Source organism: Micromonospora sp. NPDC049139 (genome assembly GCF_055586845.1).
Map to the genome: position 1 here is coordinate 73179 of NZ_JBVJHK010000015.1, position 16424 is coordinate 89602.

The following is a 16424-nucleotide window of genomic DNA, read 5'->3' on the forward strand; positions in this document are numbered from 1 at the left end:
CAGGTCGCGGCGACCCGTCGGTCCGCCGACCTGTGTCGGTGGACCGGCGGGGCGCCCAGGGGGCGGGCCGTCGGTCCGTGGGCGAGGTCGCCTGCGCCGACCTCGCCCACGGACGCGCGTGGCCACGCCCGCGTCAGACCTTGTCGGCCCCCTCGTTGGCGTCGCGCACGAAGTAGCGCTGGAAGACGACGAAGATGATCGCCACCGGGATGGTGGCCAGCAGCGCCGCGCCCAGCTTGAGCGGGTACTGGGTGCCCTTGCCGAGCGAGCCGCTGACCAGGTCGGCCAGGCCTCGCGGCAGGGTGAACAGGCCGGGATCCTGCACCGCGACCAGGCTGTGCGGGAACTCGTTCCAGGAGCCCTGGAAGGACAGGATCGTCACCGTGATCAGTGCCGGCTTCGCCATCGGCAGCACCACGGACCAGAAGGTCCGGAAGATGCTCGCGCCGTCGATGCGGGCCGCCTCCTCCACGCTGACGGGGACGGACTCGAAGAACTGCTTCATGATGAACACGCCGGCCGCGTCGGCGAGCAACGGCACGATCAGCCCGGCGTAGCTGTTGTACATGCCCAGTTGGTTGAGCACCAGGAACTTCGGGATCAGCAGGACGACGGGGGGCACCGCCATCACGGCGATGATCGCGACGAAGAGGCCGCGACGGCCGCGGAAGCGCAGCCGGGCCAGCGCGTAGCCGGCGAGCGAGGCGAAGAAGACCCGGCCGAGGGTGACCAGCACGGTGACGAGCAGCGAGTTGCCGAGCCAGAGCGGAAAGTTGGTGCCGGCGAAGATCCGCTCGAAGCCGGCCAGCGTCAGCGGGTCCGGGATCGGCGAGAGCGGGTTGGCCGCCGCGTCGGGCTCGGTCTTGAGCGAGTTGCCGATCTGGATTACGAACGGGTAGAGGAAGACCAGTCCGAAGAAGACCAGAACGGCGTACCCCAGGAAGCGGGTGGCCAGGGTGCGGGCGGCGGGGCCGCCGCGGCGGGCGGGCGCCGCCGCGACCGGCGGCCGGTCGGTCAGCGCGGTCATCTGCCGCCCCCTTCCGGTACGCGGCGACGCCGCCAGCCGCGCCGACGGCCCTCGACGTCCCGGTCGGCCATCACCCGGCGCTGGACCAGGGTGAGCACGATGATGATCAGGAACAGTACGAACGAGATCGCGGCACCGGAGCCGTATTCGAAGTCCCGGAACGCGGTCCGGTACGACAGGTAGGCCGGGGTGAGCGTGGTCTTCGCCGGCTCGCCCTGGCTCATCACGTACACCTGGTCGAAGACCTGCCAGGAGCCGATCAGGCCGAGGGTGAGCACCAGGAACGTGGTGGGCTTGATCAGCGGCAGGGTGACGTGCCGGAACCGCTGCCAGCGGGTCGCGCCGTCGAGGGTGCTCGCCTCGTCGAGCGCCACCGGGACGCCCTGCAGCGCGGCGAGGAACATCAGCATGAAGGTCCCGGAGGTCGTCCAGACCACCAGCGCGATGATCGACATCATCGCGACGCTCGGCCCGGAGAGCCACTCCCACCAGCTCAACCCGAGGGGGCCGCCGCCGGTCAGGGCGGCGGGCGCGGCGTCCACGCCGACCGCGCCGAGGAGCAGGTGCAGCACCCCGCGCGAGTCGGCGAACCACTGCGGCCCGTTGACGCCGAAGACGCCCAGCAGGTTGTTGACCGCGCCGGAGTTGGCGAACAGGAACAGGAAGACCACGCTGATCGCGACCGAACTGGTCACCGACGGGAAGTAGAACGCGGTCCGGAAGAACGCCTTCCCCTTCAGCATCCGGTTGTTGACCACGAGCGCGAGCCCGAGGGCGAGCAGCGTCTGCGCCGGCACGACGATCGCCACGTAGTAGATGTTGTTCCGCATGCTGGTCATCAGGTCCCGGCGGGCGAGCCCGTCCTCGGCGAACAGCCGGGTGTAGTTCTCCGTGCCGACGAACGGGACGTCGGCGGTGAACGGGCTGCCCTGGCCGTTCCAGTCGGTCAGGCTCACCCAGAACGCCATCAGGATCGGCAGCAGCATGAACAGCCCGAGGATGACGATGACCGGCGCCACGAAGAGCCAGCCGGCGAGATTCTCCCCGCTCCGGACGCCGCGGCCCGGACGACGGGGCGGGCCCGCGGTCGCGGCGGCGGGCGCCGCCAGTGCTTCGGTTGCCATCTCCCCTCCTTCGACTCGTGGGTGACCGCGGGGGCGCCGCCGGCCGGCGGCGCTCCCGCGGTGCACCTCAGTTGCCGCCGAGCGCCGCCTTGGCGTTCTTGTCGAAGTTGGCCAGCACGGCCTTCGGGTCCCCGGCGGCCAGGCCCTGGAGGCCGGCTTCGAGGTCGCTGAGGACGCTGTCCATCTTGGGGGCGTTCACCGGTCCCTGGGCGTACGCGGCGCCGTCGATGAAGGGCTTGTCCGCCGGGAAGGTGCTGGTGTACTGGTCGCGCACGGACTGGCGGGACGGCATGACGCCGAACGCCTTGGCGAAGGACATCTGCTGCTCGCCGGAGGTCATCGCCTCGACGAACCTGATCGCCTGCTCCTTGTGCTTGCTCTTGGCGGCGACGCCCCAGCACTGGGTGAAGGAGAGCGTCCCCTTGCCCTTCGGGCCGGCCGGCAGCTCGACGACCTTGTACTTCACGTTCGGGAAGTCGTTCTGCAGGGCGCCCTTGATCCAGTTGCCCTCGATGGTCATGACGGCCTTGCCCTTGCCGAACGCCTCGCCTGACCAGCCGGCGTCGAGCTGCTTCGGGTAGCGGGCGAGGCCGTCGGTGAGCATCTTCTTGACGTACTGGAGGGCGGCCACGTTCTCCGGGGTGTCGGCGGTGGCCTGCTTGCCGTCCTTGCTCATCAGCCAGCCGCCGCTCTGCACCATGAACGCGCCGATGCGGTCCCGCGTGTCGCCGAGGGCGAGCGGGACGAGGCCCTTGGCCTTGATCTTCTGGGCGGTGGCGGTGAGCTGGTCCCAGGTGGTGGGCACGTCCGCGTCGGTGAGGCCGGCCCTGGCCCACAGGTCGGTGTTGATCTGGAGGGCGAGGGTGGAGAAGTCCTTCGGCGCGCAGTAGAGCTTGCCGTCGTAGGTGAAGGTGGTGCGCAGGCTTTCGTGGAAGTCGTCCGGGTTGCTGATCTTGTCGCCGTACGGCTCCAGCGCCCCGACGCTGGCGTAGTCGGCGAACCGGGCGGCGTCGACGTAGAAGACGTCCGGCGGGGTGCCGCCGGCGAGGGCCTGGCCGAGTTGCTGGGTGAGGTCCTGGGCCGGGGTGACCGTGGCCTGGTTGCCCGACGACGACGCCCACTTCGCCGCGGCCTCCTGGACGGCCTTGGTCTCGGCATCGCCCGAGGACCCGATCAGGATCTGCAGGTTGGCCGGGCCGCTGGACTGTGGGGTGTCGCCGGAGGAGTCGTCGAAGCCGCTGCCACAGGCGGCGGAGGCGAGCAGGGTGACGGCGGCGATGCCGGCCACAGCCGTCCGGGTGAGGGATCGAGGTGCCATCTGGTTCTCCTGGTGGGGGACGGGGGTCAGGCGGTGTGTCGCAGGACCAGTGAGGGCTGGAGCAACACGTGGTCGGGGGCCCGGTGGGGCCCGTCGAGGACGGCGGTGAGCAGGTCCACGCAGCGGGCCGCGGCCTCGCCGAGGGGTTGGCTGACGCTGCTCAGCCCGATCGCGGCGGCGACCGGGGTGTCGTCGAAGCCGATCACCGGCACGGCCGGATCGGCGGCCCGGACTGCCTGAAGGGCACCCAGGGCGAGGGAGTCGCTGGCACAGACCAGGGCGGTCGGGGGCGCGGCGCCGCCGAGCAGCTCCCGGGCGACCTGCCCGCCCTCGGCGATGCCGTCCACGGTCTCCCGGTCCAGCCCGCTCGGGTCGACCCCCGCGGCGGCCAGGGTCGCGTGCCAACCGGCGCGGCGGTCGTCGCCCACGCCGGAACCGGTCGGCCAGCCGACGAAGGCGATCCGCCGGTGACCGGCCGCCAGCAGGTAGGCGGTGGCCTGTGCGGTGCCGGCGGCGCCGTCGACGTCGACCCAGGGGTGCGCGTCGGGAGCGTCCCAGGGCCGGCCGAAGGTCACGAAGGGCACGCCACGTCGGGCGAGCCAGGCCGTCCGCGGGTCGCCGTGGTCGGTGCCGGTCAGCACGAAGGCGTCGAGGTCGTACGCGCCGAGCAGGTCGTCGTAGGCGACGATCTCGCGGTCGACGTCGGTGGCGGTGTAGAGCATGATCCGGTAGCCGGCGGTCTCGGCGGTCTCGGTGAGGCCGTGCAGGAACCGGTCGAGCACGGAGCCGTTGATCCCGTCCCGGGTGGGTTCGATGCGGACCGCGATCAGCCGGGACCGGCCGGTGCGCATCTGCCGGGCTGCCTGGTTGGCCCGGTAGCCCAGGGCGGCGATCGCCTCCTGCACGCGCAGTCGGGTTTCCTCGCGCACGATGTGCGGGGCGTTGAGCACGTTGGACACGGTCTGCCGGCTGACCCGGGCGCGCCGGGCCACGGTCGCGATGGTCACTTTTTCGGCCATTTCATGCCTCTCGCCGTCTTGAACGATCCAAGCCCCGTACGGCAAGATTGGATCGTTCAAGTTCCAGGAATGTTTCGCACTTTGCACCGCCCGAGGACCGCCTGTCAAGACATCGGTCCGTCCGAGAAGGATCTGGAGTCGAGTCGTGATCGAACGCCACCTGCAACCCCTGCTGCACGATCTGGTAGGGGTGGTCCTCGCTCCCACCAGCGCGCTGGGGGACGCGGCCGGGCAGATCCGCCCGGCCGGCGTCCAGGGTGTCTTCCACGCCGACGCCCGGGTGCTCTCCCGGGCCGAGCTGCGGGTCGACGACCGCGAGCCGGAGGCGGTGGCCCGCGGCGCGGTCGAGCCGCACGGCGTCCGCTTCGTCGGCCTGGCCCGCTGGCTCGGCGACCCCACCCCCGACCCGACCGTCCGGCTCGACCGGACACGGCGGCTCGACCCGCGCGGGCTCGTCGAGGAGGTGCGCGTCGTCTCGACCGCCACGGTCGCGGTCAAGGCCGTCGTCAGCATCGACCTCGGCTGCGACCTCGCCCCGATCGAGCTGGTCAAGTCCGGCGAGACGACGCAGCCGCTGGCAGCCCGGACCGGGCGGCCCGGCGAGCTGACGTGGGCGGCGGACGGCATCGTGGTGACGGTCGTCGGCGAGGGCGCCGACGTCGTCGCCGACCGGGCCACCGCGCCACGGCTGTCCTGGCCGGTCGAACTGGCTCCCGGCGACACCGTCACGCTGCGCTGGCGACTGACCGTCGAGGACCCGCGCGCGGTGGTGGTCTGCCCGCCCGGCAAACCCAACTGGTCCGAGCCCGACGTCCACGCCGACGACCGCCGACTGACCCGGCTCCTGCGCCGCAGCCTGGACGATCTGCGCGGGCTGCGGCTCGCCGACCCGGGCGCGCCACAGGACGTCTTCCTCGGCGCCGGGGTGCCCTGGTTCCTCACCCTCTTCGGGCGGGACAGCCTCTGGGCCGCCCGGATGATGCTGCCGCTCGGCACCGACCTGGCCGCCGGCACGCTGCGGGTGCTCGCCCGTCGGCAGGGCACCCGGGTCGACCCGGACACCGGCGAGGCCCCCGGCAAGATCCTGCACGAGCTGCGCCGGCACGAGTTCGCCCTGCCCGACCACCGGCTGCGGCTGCCGCCGGCGTACTACGGCACCGTCGACGCCACCCTGCTGTGGGTCAACCTGCTGCACGACGCCTGGCGCTGGGGCCTGGCAGACGACCAGATCGAGCCGCTGCTGCCGCACCTGGAGGCCGCCCTGGGCTGGCTCGGCGAGCACGCCGACGCCGACGGCGACGGCCTGGTCGAATACGTGGACAGCACCGGTCACGGGCTGTCCAACCAGGGCTGGAAGGACTCCGGCGACGCGGTCAGGTTCCGTGACGGCCGGCTGGCGACGGCACCCATCGTGCTGGCCGAGGTGCAGGGGTACGCGCACGAGGCGGCGGTCAACGGGGCGGCCCTGCTGGATGCCTTCGGCCGCCCGGGGGCGGACCGCTGGCGGGGCCACGCGCAGCGGCTGGCCGAACGCTTCCGCGCCGCCTTCTGGGTCGACGGCGGCCCGCAGGGCCCCCGACCGGCGCTGGCGCTGGACCGGGACAAGCGCCCCGTCGACTCGCTGACCAGCAACATCGGCCACCTGCTCGGCACCGGCCTGCTCGACGCCGCCGAGGAGGCGCAGGTCGCCCGCCTGCTCACCGGCAACGCGATGGCCGGCGGGTTCGGGCTGCGCACCATGTCCACCGACGACGCCGGGTTCAGCCCGCTGTCGTACCACTGCGGGTCCGTCTGGTCCCACGACACGGCGATCGTGCTCGCGGGGCTGGCCCGGGCCGGCTTCGCGGAAGCCGCGCGCGGCCTCGCCGAAGGGCTGCTCGGGGCCGCCGAGGCGTTCGACTACCGGCTACCGGAGCTGTACGGCGGGGACGACCGGTCGGTGCTCGGCCGCCCGGTCCCCTACCCCGCCGCCTGCCACCCGCAGGCATGGTCGGCGGCGAGCGCGGTGCTGCTGCTCCAGGCGGCCCTGGGCCTCTATCCGGACGTCCCGGCCGGCACGGTCCGACTAGCCCCGCTGGCCGGGCCCGAACTCGGCGCACTGTCGGTCACCGGTCTCCGCCTCGCCAACCACGCGGTCACCGTCGCCGTCGACGGCACCGGACGGGCGACCGCCGACCTCCCCCGTTCCCTCACCGTGATCCCCGCCCGCGTCCCGCAGCCTCGCCCGTCCGACGACTCGTGGACCGGTGCGGCTTACCGCTGACCCGCTTCCGCCTACCTCCGGCCTCCGAAGCGAGCGGCGGGCTTGCTGGCCCGCTGGTGGCCCCGCCGGCTTCCCGGCATCGCCGCCGGCGCCACCCACGGCGTGGTCCGGGTCGGCCATGCCGTCCGTGCCCTGCTCGGCGCGCAGACCGCACCACGGCTACGCCAACCCCGTCATGCTCGTACACGCGGCGACCGCTCCCCACGCGGTCCTGCGGTCCCTGCCCGCCCTGCCACCGGCGCTGTGGAGGCCGAGCCTGGCAGCTGCGTGGGCGGCGGCAGCCGCCGTCACCGCCGCGTACTCCCCCGCCGCGGCACGCCCTCCGGAGGCGACGCCGGCGACGCAGGCTGCCGAGCTGATGTCCCTGGCCGCCGGTACCGGCGACGCCCACGCGATCAAGTTCGCCGACACGGCCATCGACACGCACGGCCACACCGGCAACCCCCGCGACGATCGGCCTGGCGATCCACTCCGGCCGCCAGATCGCCGCCGACTGAGAACTACCGGCGCACGTGCCGCCGCGACCTGGCTCCGGCGCCCGCGCCTGGGCCACTGGATTCGATACGCTCCCGCCTCGCGGAAGTCGCCGATGGGCTCGACTAGCCCTCATCAAGGGCGTCGAGTGGCTTGCGCCAGACCGACACGTGGCTCTCGCTGTCGGACGTGAAGGGAGCCCGGTTCCAGTCCGCCACCCGCTGCTCCAGCGTCAAGCCGGCCAGCCGCGCCATGAGGTCGCACTCGGCAGGCCAGATGTAGCGGAAGTTGCTGCAGCCGTAGCGCGTGCTCCCGTCGTCCAGCCGCCAGTAGTGGTGCGAGGTCCCCTGCTGCGTGACCATGTCGTAGGTGTCGATGCCGACATGCCGGTCGGTCACCTCGAACGGCACCGCCGCCTGCCCTGGCGGGAACCGCCGGATGCCCGGCACCCACAGCTCGACGACGAAGCGACCACCCGGCGACAGGTGCCGGGCAGCGTTGCGGAAGCACTGCACCTGCTCGTCCTGGGTACGCAGGTTGCCGATGCTGTTCCACACCACGTACACGAGCGAGAACCGGCCGGGGACGGTCGTCGTGGCCATGTCACCGACGACGACCGGCAACTCCTCCGCGGGCACCTTGCGCCGCAGCTGGTCGGCCATCGGCTGCGACAGCTCGATCCCGGCCACCGAGAGGCCTCGGGCGGCGAGCGGGATCGCCACCCGACCCGTGCCGATCGCGAACTCGAGCGCGGGGCCGGAACCCGCCAACCGGGCGAGGAAGTCCACAGCGGGGTCGAGCACCTCGGGGGCGAACATCTCGGCCGAGCTGTCGTCGTACCGCTCCGCGGTGTCCTCGTCCCACAGGTCGCTGCTCGTCACGGGCACGAGCCTGCCCGCCTTCCTGTGATCATGCCAGCCATTTTCGAAGAGGCCACGACCGTGACCGCCTCCCGGCGGCCGAAGCCGGCCACCACACCTCATCCCCGACCGACCCCCGGCGCCGCATCGTCCACTGTGCGCTGTCTCGTGTTCCGACGGTCGTCTCAGACCGCTTCCCTCGCTGATGCTGTTCGGATTCCCTGACCCGGTCCTCGCGATCGCGCGGTCTGTCGCACAACGAATGAGGGCGGTGAGAGCGCCGTGCCGGCGGCCTGGTTGCCGTCCGGCGCGGGCCCAGTCCCTGACGAAAGTCAGGGGTGGTTGCTGTCGATCGGACCCTGTGACGGCAGGGCGCGGATTCGTAGCGTGGCCGGCGTCAATCGAGATGATCGGAGCACGCCGTGAGGGCGGATAGTTTCTGCTGGTGGCGGGGGATCGTTCTGGCGGCGGCCACGGGCTTGGCAGTTTCTGTGGGCTCCGGCCCCGCACTGGCCGCTGATGCGGGCGACGACGCCGTGGATGCCGGAGCGGTGGAGCGGGTCGTGGAGGACTTCGCGAGCAGGGCCGGGTATCCGGGGATCGCCGTGGCGATCACCAGGGGAGATCGGGTGCTGCATGTCGGCGGTCATGGTCACGACGCGTCCGGCGCGGCGGTGACCGCGGCGACGCCGATGCCGGTCGCGTCCGTCAGCAAGTCGTTCACGGCCCTGGCGGTAATGCAGCTCGTGGAGGCGGGGAAGGTGGAGCTGGACGCGCCGGTTCGCCGTTATCTACCGGACTTCCAGATCGACGACGCCCGCGGGGCGCGAGTCACGGTGCGGGAGTTGCTGAATCAGACCTCCGGAATCACCGACCGCACGCTGCGGGAGAAGAGCCTGCGGCAGCCGGACTCGCTTGCGGCCGCGCAGCAGCGGGCGCGCGCGGCCACCCTGGCGGCCGATCCCGGCACCAGGTACGCGTACACGAACACGAACTATCACCTCGCGGCGCGGCTGGTCGAGGTGGTCTCCGGGGAGCCGTTCGCGGACTACCTGCGTGATCGGGTGTTCGAGCCGGTGGGTATGCGGTCCACCGTCAGCATCGATCAGACCCCGGGCGATCTGCCGGAGCAGGTGCGTGAGGGTTACGTGTATGCGTACGGGGCGACGGTCCCGGCGGCCGAGCCGAAGCGGTTCGTGGCGGGCTCTGACGGGGTGATCGCCACCGCGGCGGACATGGCTCAGTGGCTGATCATGCAGAACAGCGGCGGTGTCGCGGCCAGCGGTGCGCGCGTGGTTTCCGCATCGAGCATCACCGCCATGCACACGTCGTCCGGCTCGGGCTCGACCTACAGCCTGGGCTGGGATCGTGACGACAACGGCTGGGTCCGCCACAACGGCGTGTGGTTCACCTTCACCGCCAGCCAGCTGCTCCTGCCGTCTGGCCACGGCATCGCGGTGCTGGGCAACAGCGGTATCGGCCTGGGCAACGAGGGCACCGATCAGCTGGCGGACGCCATCGCGGAGCTGGTGAGCGGCGACAGCCCGCAGGCGCCTGCGGCCCTGCGGCTGATCATCGACCTTGTGCTGGCCGGCTTCACGTTGGTCAGCTTGGCGTTGGGCGTGCGCAACCTTCGCCACAGCGGCGAGTGGGCACGCCGGTTCGCCGTCAGGCCGCTCTGGCAGCCGGTCTTGCGGCTGGTGCCGCGGCTGGTGCCGGTGGCGTTGCTGGTGATGCTGCCCGACCTGCTCGGTCAGGTTGTGGGCGGCGGACGGGACGTCACCTTCGTGCAGTTGGCGTACTACACGCTGCCGCTGGTCGTCTGGACGGCGGTCGCTGCGATCACCAATGTGAGCGTCATGATGACTCGGATCTGGGCTCTGGTTCGGGCACGCCACGCTGCCAGCGGCCATGCCGCGTCCGCTGCGGTCGCCCCGGCCGAGATGCTCGCCGGGTAACGCCGATGCTCGCGACGAGCACGATGGGCGGGTGGCCGCGTCGGTCACCCGCCCCGCCGTGGGCGTTGCCCGATGCGGCTGTCCGCCCCGTCCCGTGACTTCAGGCGACCGGGTGCTCGATCTGGGATCGTGCCCGCACGAACATGTCGTCCGGATCGCCTGTCTGCGGAAAGCCGATAAAGGCCACCATGCCGATGCTGTGGTCGTCCGCCCAGGCGCAGGTGTCGACCCAGACGCCCTGATCCTCTCCCTTGCCGCAGCGCGCTTCACCGCCCATCGGGCCGGGTCGCGTGGGTTCGACCTCGGACAACCTTGGCAGTGTCGCGAAGATGCGGTCGAGTGCCGCAGTCGGGTCTGGCACCTTGCCGGACACTCCGCTGACAACAACCGTGTACTTGTCATCCGCAGTGGTGTAAGCAGTTGCGACCGCGCTGGTGGCATCGCCGTCAAGGAGCGTCTTCAAGGCGCCCACGCTCTGCTGCGCCGCATTCCGCCACTTTCGGTTCTTCGACTCCGGCCAGCCACTCAGGAGCTTCTCGGGCTTGTCGAGACGCATGGCTACAGCCTGTGCGGGGGAGGGTTGGGCGTTCCCCGTCCGCTGCGCTGTGTCCGCAGGCCGCGCCAACACGCCCACGATCAGCAGACCCCCGACAACCAACGCACCCATCACCATCGCGCGCCGGCGTTTGGCTGCCACATTCGTTCCCGACATCCGTCACATCCTCGAAGCTCTCGTCGTGCCGACATCGCCGGCGCCTTCCTGCAACACGCTGCGCCGGTTGATGCTCGGAATCTCCCTGATCGGAACGGGCGATGACGTTCACCAGCCATGCGACATCGAACCACGGTGCCAGTGGGTGACTAGTCAGGCACGACCTCGCCGGTGATGGCGCGGGAACGTTGCGCGACGGCTGCGCTTATCGGTGCGAGGGCCGGAAGGTGCATGCCCTGCGGGCCGAAGATCAGCCATGCGATCGCGACCGCGTACCATGGCGCCGCCGGGCCATGCAGCATCAGCGGATTGCCCTCCTGGTAGCGGAGGATGAACGACCACTGGGTCAGGTCGGCGGAAAGTTCCATTACGCCGTTGTGCCAGAAGCTCAACATGTTGCCCTGCCAGTTCCCGAGCAGCCGCTGGTTGGTGAGGATCATCCGCACCTGCGCCTGGTCCCGCCACTGGGCCGCCGCCATGGCCTGGGCGCGGCTGCGGGCACTGGCGTTGCTGATGGCGTCACCGGCCATGCCGGCGAGCACGAAGCCCGTCGAGCCGAACCAGAAGTGGCTGCTCTCCCGATACTGCACGGCGGTGCCGTAGAAGCGTGCGTAACCCAGCACCGTGTCGCCGAAGATCGTTTCGTTCTGGCTCACCCGCAGTCCGCTGGGCGGCAGCGCGACCAACTGGCCACCGCGCGCCAGGTGCTCGTACAGCCGGCACGCACTGCTCCAACCGTCGCGCAGAACGGCTTCGAGCGCGGCGGCAGAATCCTTACGGCGGCTCACGTGCGGTTCCTCCGGCTCTCCAGTACGGGCTCGTGGCGGCGCAGCGCCCACCGCACCGCCGCGGTCAGCAGTACGGTCTGGCCCGCCAGAACGGCCATCGCCCAGCTCCACGCGCCGGTGGTGTGCGCCCAGAGTGCGTCCGGCGCGGGCTTCAGCATTATCGCGCGCAGGTCCACCGTGGCGGCTGCGGCGGCGTAGCCCCAGCGGGCCGGGGCAAGCCAGGAGAGCTGTTCGATGCCGGCGCGTTCGACCACGGCGAACAGCCCGCCGCAGAGCACGAGCTGCGCCATCACAAGCCCGACCAGCACCGGCATCGTCTGCTCGCTGGTGGACACGTAGACACTGACCAGCAGCCCGAGCACGGTGGCCGCCAGCGTGGTCAGCCAGACCACCGCGATCAGCTCGACCAGCGGCACGCCCAGCACGAGCGCCTCGGGTGGCGCCGGCCGGCCCACCATGCCGAGCAGGACGAACAGCGCCGCCTGGAACGCGTTCAATACGGCGAACACGGCCAGCTTCGCGCTCAGGTAGGCGCCGGGCGCCATGCCCACCGCTCGTTCCCGGCGGTAGATGGCACCCTCCCCGACGAACTCCCGGATGCCCCCGGCCAGTCCGATGAAGACCGCACCGATGGTCAGGATGACCAGCAGTTGGGCGGCCTCGGTGCTGCGCCCGGGCGGCTGTGCGGGCAGCCCGAGGCCGTCGGAGCCGGGGACCACGTGCAGCAGGGCGGCGAGGCCCACCGGCAGGCCGAGGGAGAGCGCCGCGTACAGCCGGTCGGCGAGGGTGACGGCGACCGTGCGGCGGGCGAGGATCGCCGTCTGCCGCCACCATCCCTGGCGCGGCGGTGACGCGGTGGCCGCCGTCCGCTCGGTCGGCGGTGCGGCCTTGGCCGGCGGGCGGGTGGCCGCGAACTTGGCGGCCCAGACTTCCGGGTCGGCGGCGACCGCGGTGAACACGTCGGCGTACTCGGCCGCCCCGAAGAAGTCGAGCAGTTCGTCCGGCGGGCCGAAGTAGGCGACCTTGCCGCCGCGGGCGAGTACCAGCACCCGGTCGCACACGTTCAGGTGCAGCGGACTGTGCGTCACCACCACGACGGTTCGGCCGCGATCGGCCAGCTCGCGCAGGCCGTGCATCACGTCGCGGTCCAGCGCCGGGTCGAGCCCGGAGGTCGGCTCGTCGAGGAAGAGCAGCGAGGGCTCGGTGAGCAGCTCCAGGGCCACCGAGGTGCGCTTGCGCTGTCCGCCTGAGAGCGTGTCGATGCGTTGGTCGGCGTGTGCGGTGAGGGCGAGCTGGGCGAGTACCTCGTCGATGCGCTGGTCCCGCTCCGCAGGCGTCACGTCGGCGCCGAAGCGCAGCCCGGCCGCGTAGCGCAACGCGCGGCGTACGGTCAACTGACGGTGCAGGATGTCGTCCTGCGGCACCAGGCCGATGCGGTGCCGCAGGTCGGCATACTCGGCGTAGAGGTCGCGGTCCTGGTAGCGGACCGTGCCGGCCTGCGCCGGGCGGTTGCCGGTCAGCGCCCCCAGCAGCGTCGACTTGCCGGCACCGCTCGGGCCGACCACCGCGAGCAGGCTGCACTCGTCCAGCTCGAACGAGACCTCTGAGAGCAGGTTCCGCGTGCCGACCGTGACACCGAGCCCCTCGGCGCGCAGCGACACCCGGCCGGCGTCGACGTAGTCGTGCAGTGCGGTGCCGTCGAACACCATCTGGTGGTGCCCGAACGAGAGGAGGTCCCCGGCGTTCAGCACCGCCTGCTCGACCTGCCGCCCGTTGACGTACGTGCCGTTGCGCGTACCCAGGTCGATCACGCGGAATCCGGCGCCGTCCCGGACAAGGTCGGCGTGGTAGCGGGAGACCAGCAGGTCGTCGAGGACGATGTCGTTCTCCGGCGCCCGCCCGATCAGGATCCGATCCGCGGCCGGGTAGCTGGCCGAGGGGGTCCGGCCCAGCGCGAATCGTGCACCAGGTGGTGGCTCGGCCGCGGATACGGGCCCGCTCGGGCGTACCTCGGTGGACAGGCCCGGCTGCGCGGAATCGGTCACCGGCGGCGGAGCAGCGGGAGGCCCTTCCGGGCGGAAGGTGAGCACCGGACCGTCGACGGCGTTGCCGAGCCGCACCGCGCAGGCGACCCCTATCTCCAGCTCGTGCACCTGACGGCCGTCGAGGAACGTGCCGTTCCGGCTGGCGAGGTCACGCAGGTGCCACCGTCCGGCCCGGTAGGTGATTTCCAGGTGCTCGCGGGAGGCCCGCGAGTCGTCCAGGACGATCGGACAGAGGGGATCACGGCCGATCCGCAGCGGCCCGCCGGCCGCGGTGACCCGTCGCTCCCCGTCCTCACCGGGTACGCCGACCAGCAACGTGGCGCTCGCGCCGCCACCTCCCTCGGGGGCGGTCATCGGTTCGCTCTGGGTTTCGGCAGCCGCTTGGCCATCGACGTCGCCATTTTGATCAGGTCGCTCTGGTGACTGCCACCTTCGTAGTCGTTCTGGATCGCGACCTGGAAGAGCACCTGGCCCGAGCGGACGAAGATCATCGCGTAGACGCCGTTGGAGCCGCTGACGGTGATCCCGAACGACTCCTCACCCAACTTCGGCACCGTGAACGGCCGCCATCCGCACCGCTCGGCCGCCGTGCGGGTGGCATCGAGGAACGGGTCGGCCGCGTTGCCGTAGAAGCCGGCGACCGCTGAGCCGAGGTACGGGTACTGGCCGCTGGACACCCAGTAGCTGTTGCTGCTGTGCGCCCCGATCGCATCACCGCGAACGTTGCCGTCCGAGCAGAGCGCAAGCTTGGCCAGGCCATTGTGCAGCGCGTCGCTGGAGGAGCTCGTGTTGACCAGGTCCCGGTCTCCGAGCTTCATCGCGGACACGACGTCGGCCACCGACAGCAACACCAGCTCCAGTGCGGTCACCGCCGGCGGCGGGGAGGCACGGTCGACGCTGGGGGTCGGACTCGCACCGAGGCCGCCGGGCAGGCTGCCTTGGCTGAGGCTCCACACCGACGGTACGCAGCAGGCGGCCAAGAGGACCGTTGCCACGATTCCGATGATCATCGGGGCTTTGGACTTCTTCCGAGGCTGGCCGGGCGCCCCGGGAAAGCCGGACGGCCCCGGGCCAGGCGGCAGCGGGTAGTCCGCCGGCCCCGGAGCCGGCCGCGGGCCGGGCGGCAACGGGTAGCCCGCCGGCCCCGGAGCCGGCCGCGGGCCGGGCGGCAACGGGTAGCCCGGCGACCCCGGAGCCGGCCGTGGGCCGGGCGGCAGCGGGTAGCCCGGCGACGCAGGGTTGCCCGACGACGGGAAGCCGGGCGGCCCGGAGGTGGGCGGCAACGGAGAGCCCGGCGACCCGGAGGTGGGCGGCAACGGAGAGCCCGGCGGCCCCGAGGTGGGCGGCAACGGAGAGCCCGGCGGCCCCGAGGTGGGCGGCAACGGGTAGCTCGACGGCCCAGAGGTCGGCGGCAACGGAGAGTTCGACGGCCCAGGGGTGGGCGGCGACGACGGCTGCGGTGCCCCGCCGATCGCGGTCTCCGGCGGTGCGGCGTGCAGCGCGTTGACCCAGGCCGCCGCGGCGGCCGGCCGGCGCTCGGCGGTCACCGCGACCATCGACAGGATCCCGCGGATCACCCGGTCCTGCCCTGGACCGAGTGCCGCGGTGAGCCGCTGGGTCATGCCGTCGATGTCGCCGGGCACCGGCATCTCGCTGGTCACCGCGTAGTAGACGGTCGCGCCGAGGGCGTAGCGGTCCGTGGCCGGGGTGTACTCCCCCCGGGCCAGGGACTCCGGTGCCATGAACGGTGCCGTGCCGTACAACCGGGCGGTGCCGCTGGTGCTACGCAGCCGGACCAGGCCGAAGTCGACCAGATAGGCCCGCCCGCTGCCGGAGACCAGGATGTTGGCCGGTTTGATGTCCCGATGCAGGACCGGTATGCCGTCGGTGTCCTGGCCGCTGTGCAGGTAGTCGACGGCCTCGGCGATCGGCCCAAGCGGCTTGAGGATGTCCAACCCGCGCACCCCGCCGCTTTCCAGCATTTCCTGGAGGCTGCGGCCTTCGATCCACTTCATCACGAAGTACAGCCGTGGTGAGCTGTCCGTGGTGGACTCGCCGGCCGGGTGCGGCGACGGGCCGACGAAGACCTCTTTGACCTTCACCAGCGCCGGGTGTTCGAGTTGGGTCGCCAGCGCCGCCTGCAGCCGAAGGCCCTCCAGGCCGCGGTCGGTCTGGTCCTCCGCCGGCACCCGGAGGATCTTCACCGCGTACGAGAACGCCACGTCTCCGTGGTGCTCGCGAGCTCGCCAGACCTCCCCCTCGCCACCAGCGGCACGCCGCTCGATCAGCTCATACCGGTCCGGCGCGTCCGGCGGTCCCACGTAGCTGTGCTGCGCAACCGACACGACGGTCATCGTGCCAAACGGTACTGACGAATCAAAATTCGTGCTCTTATCGCAACCCTCACCCTTGCGCCGCCGAGAAAGCCCATCGCGGCACCCAGCACAGCCGGCGGAGCCGACCGCAAACCGAGATGCCGACGGTACTTGCGCGCGTCTCGTTCGCCCGTCGAGCCGGGGCAGATGGTGGCTCGCCGCGAGTCTCGCTTCGGCTGACCGCCGGAAGCGCTGCGCCGCAAGCTATCGGGTACCGCGTACAGGGCGGTTCCGACCATGGCATGCAGCGCGGCGGGCAGGTCGCCGCGATCGAGCGCGGCGCGCACCTCGACCGGTGTCGACGGCGGCGGGTTACGGAAGATGTGACGCTCATGGAGCATGTCACATCCTTACTCACCCGCGAGGCGGCAAGTGGCCTGAGTCGTCGCTCTGTCGCCGGTCCAGGCGGATGCCGGCACGACCCCGATCCGCCCGTGCGTGTGCGGCATGATGGGTGCCTC

12 protein-coding genes are annotated in these 16424 nt (G+C 71.6%); 2 read left to right on the forward strand and 10 right to left on the reverse strand.

Annotated features, from left to right (window positions below; translation table 11 throughout):
• Positions 1-133: 133 nt before the first annotated feature.
• From ACZ6Q9_RS23330 to ACZ6Q9_RS23345, 4 genes are all read right to left on the reverse strand, one after another.
• Positions 134-1027, reverse strand: coding sequence for a carbohydrate ABC transporter permease (locus tag ACZ6Q9_RS23330; protein WP_393263380.1), 894 nt, complete (start codon positions 1025-1027; stop codon positions 134-136).
• Positions 1024-2151: a carbohydrate ABC transporter permease gene (locus ACZ6Q9_RS23335; RefSeq protein WP_393456729.1), complete on the reverse strand. Its 1128-nt coding sequence runs from the start codon at positions 2149-2151 to the stop codon at positions 1024-1026. Before ACZ6Q9_RS23335 ends, ACZ6Q9_RS23330 begins: the two co-directional genes overlap by 4 nt.
• Before the next feature lie 67 nt (positions 2152-2218).
• Positions 2219-3469: a sugar ABC transporter substrate-binding protein gene (locus ACZ6Q9_RS23340; RefSeq protein WP_396829549.1), complete on the reverse strand. Its 1251-nt coding sequence runs from the start codon at positions 3467-3469 to the stop codon at positions 2219-2221.
• A 26-nt stretch (positions 3470-3495) separates the two neighbouring features.
• Positions 3496-4476: a LacI family DNA-binding transcriptional regulator gene (locus ACZ6Q9_RS23345; protein ID WP_393263385.1), complete on the reverse strand. Its 981-nt coding sequence runs from the start codon at positions 4474-4476 to the stop codon at positions 3496-3498.
• A 157-nt stretch (positions 4477-4633) separates the two neighbouring features.
• Between ACZ6Q9_RS23345 and ACZ6Q9_RS23350 the strand changes: the two genes are divergently transcribed.
• A complete protein-coding gene (locus ACZ6Q9_RS23350) occupies positions 4634-6751 on the forward strand; it encodes an amylo-alpha-1,6-glucosidase (protein WP_396829550.1) in 2118 nt (705 codons plus the stop codon).
• A 599-nt stretch (positions 6752-7350) separates the two neighbouring features.
• Here the strand turns inward: ACZ6Q9_RS23350 and ACZ6Q9_RS23355 are convergent.
• Positions 7351-8106, reverse strand: a complete 756-nt coding sequence (locus ACZ6Q9_RS23355) for a class I SAM-dependent DNA methyltransferase (RefSeq protein WP_393263388.1) — start codon at positions 8104-8106, stop codon at positions 7351-7353.
• A gap of 542 nt (positions 8107-8648) precedes the next feature.
• Here ACZ6Q9_RS23355 and ACZ6Q9_RS23360 point away from each other — a divergent pair.
• Positions 8649-10043: a serine hydrolase domain-containing protein gene (locus ACZ6Q9_RS23360; RefSeq protein WP_393456735.1), complete on the forward strand. Its 1395-nt coding sequence runs from the start codon at positions 8649-8651 to the stop codon at positions 10041-10043.
• A 100-nt stretch (positions 10044-10143) separates the two neighbouring features.
• On the opposite strand, the gene ACZ6Q9_RS23365 is transcribed toward ACZ6Q9_RS23360, so the two are convergent.
• The 5 genes from ACZ6Q9_RS23365 to ACZ6Q9_RS23385 all read right to left on the reverse strand — a co-directional run bounded on the left by ACZ6Q9_RS23365 (position 10144) and on the right by ACZ6Q9_RS23385 (position 16304).
• On the reverse strand, positions 10144-10599 hold the full coding sequence (locus ACZ6Q9_RS23365; RefSeq protein WP_393456738.1) for a hypothetical protein: 456 nt from the start codon (positions 10597-10599) through the stop codon (positions 10144-10146).
• Positions 10600-10904: 305 nt separating this feature from the next.
• The gene (locus ACZ6Q9_RS23370; RefSeq protein WP_396829551.1) at positions 10905-11543 is read right to left on the reverse strand and encodes a hypothetical protein; all 639 of its coding nucleotides are present in this window, start codon (positions 11541-11543) and stop codon (positions 10905-10907) included.
• Complete coding sequence (locus ACZ6Q9_RS23375; protein WP_393263395.1) at positions 11540-13942, reverse strand: FHA domain-containing protein; 2403 nt, start codon at positions 13940-13942, stop codon at positions 11540-11542. Before ACZ6Q9_RS23375 ends, ACZ6Q9_RS23370 begins: the two co-directional genes overlap by 4 nt.
• Positions 13939-15942, reverse strand: a complete 2004-nt coding sequence (locus tag ACZ6Q9_RS23380; protein WP_396829552.1) for a serine/threonine protein kinase — start codon at positions 15940-15942, stop codon at positions 13939-13941. The genes ACZ6Q9_RS23375 and ACZ6Q9_RS23380 overlap by 4 nt, the downstream gene beginning before the upstream one ends.
• The gene (locus ACZ6Q9_RS23385) at positions 15939-16304 is read right to left on the reverse strand and encodes a hypothetical protein (RefSeq protein ID WP_396829553.1); all 366 of its coding nucleotides are present in this window, start codon (positions 16302-16304) and stop codon (positions 15939-15941) included. The genes ACZ6Q9_RS23380 and ACZ6Q9_RS23385 overlap by 4 nt, the downstream gene beginning before the upstream one ends.
• Positions 16305-16424 lie beyond the last annotated feature (120 nt).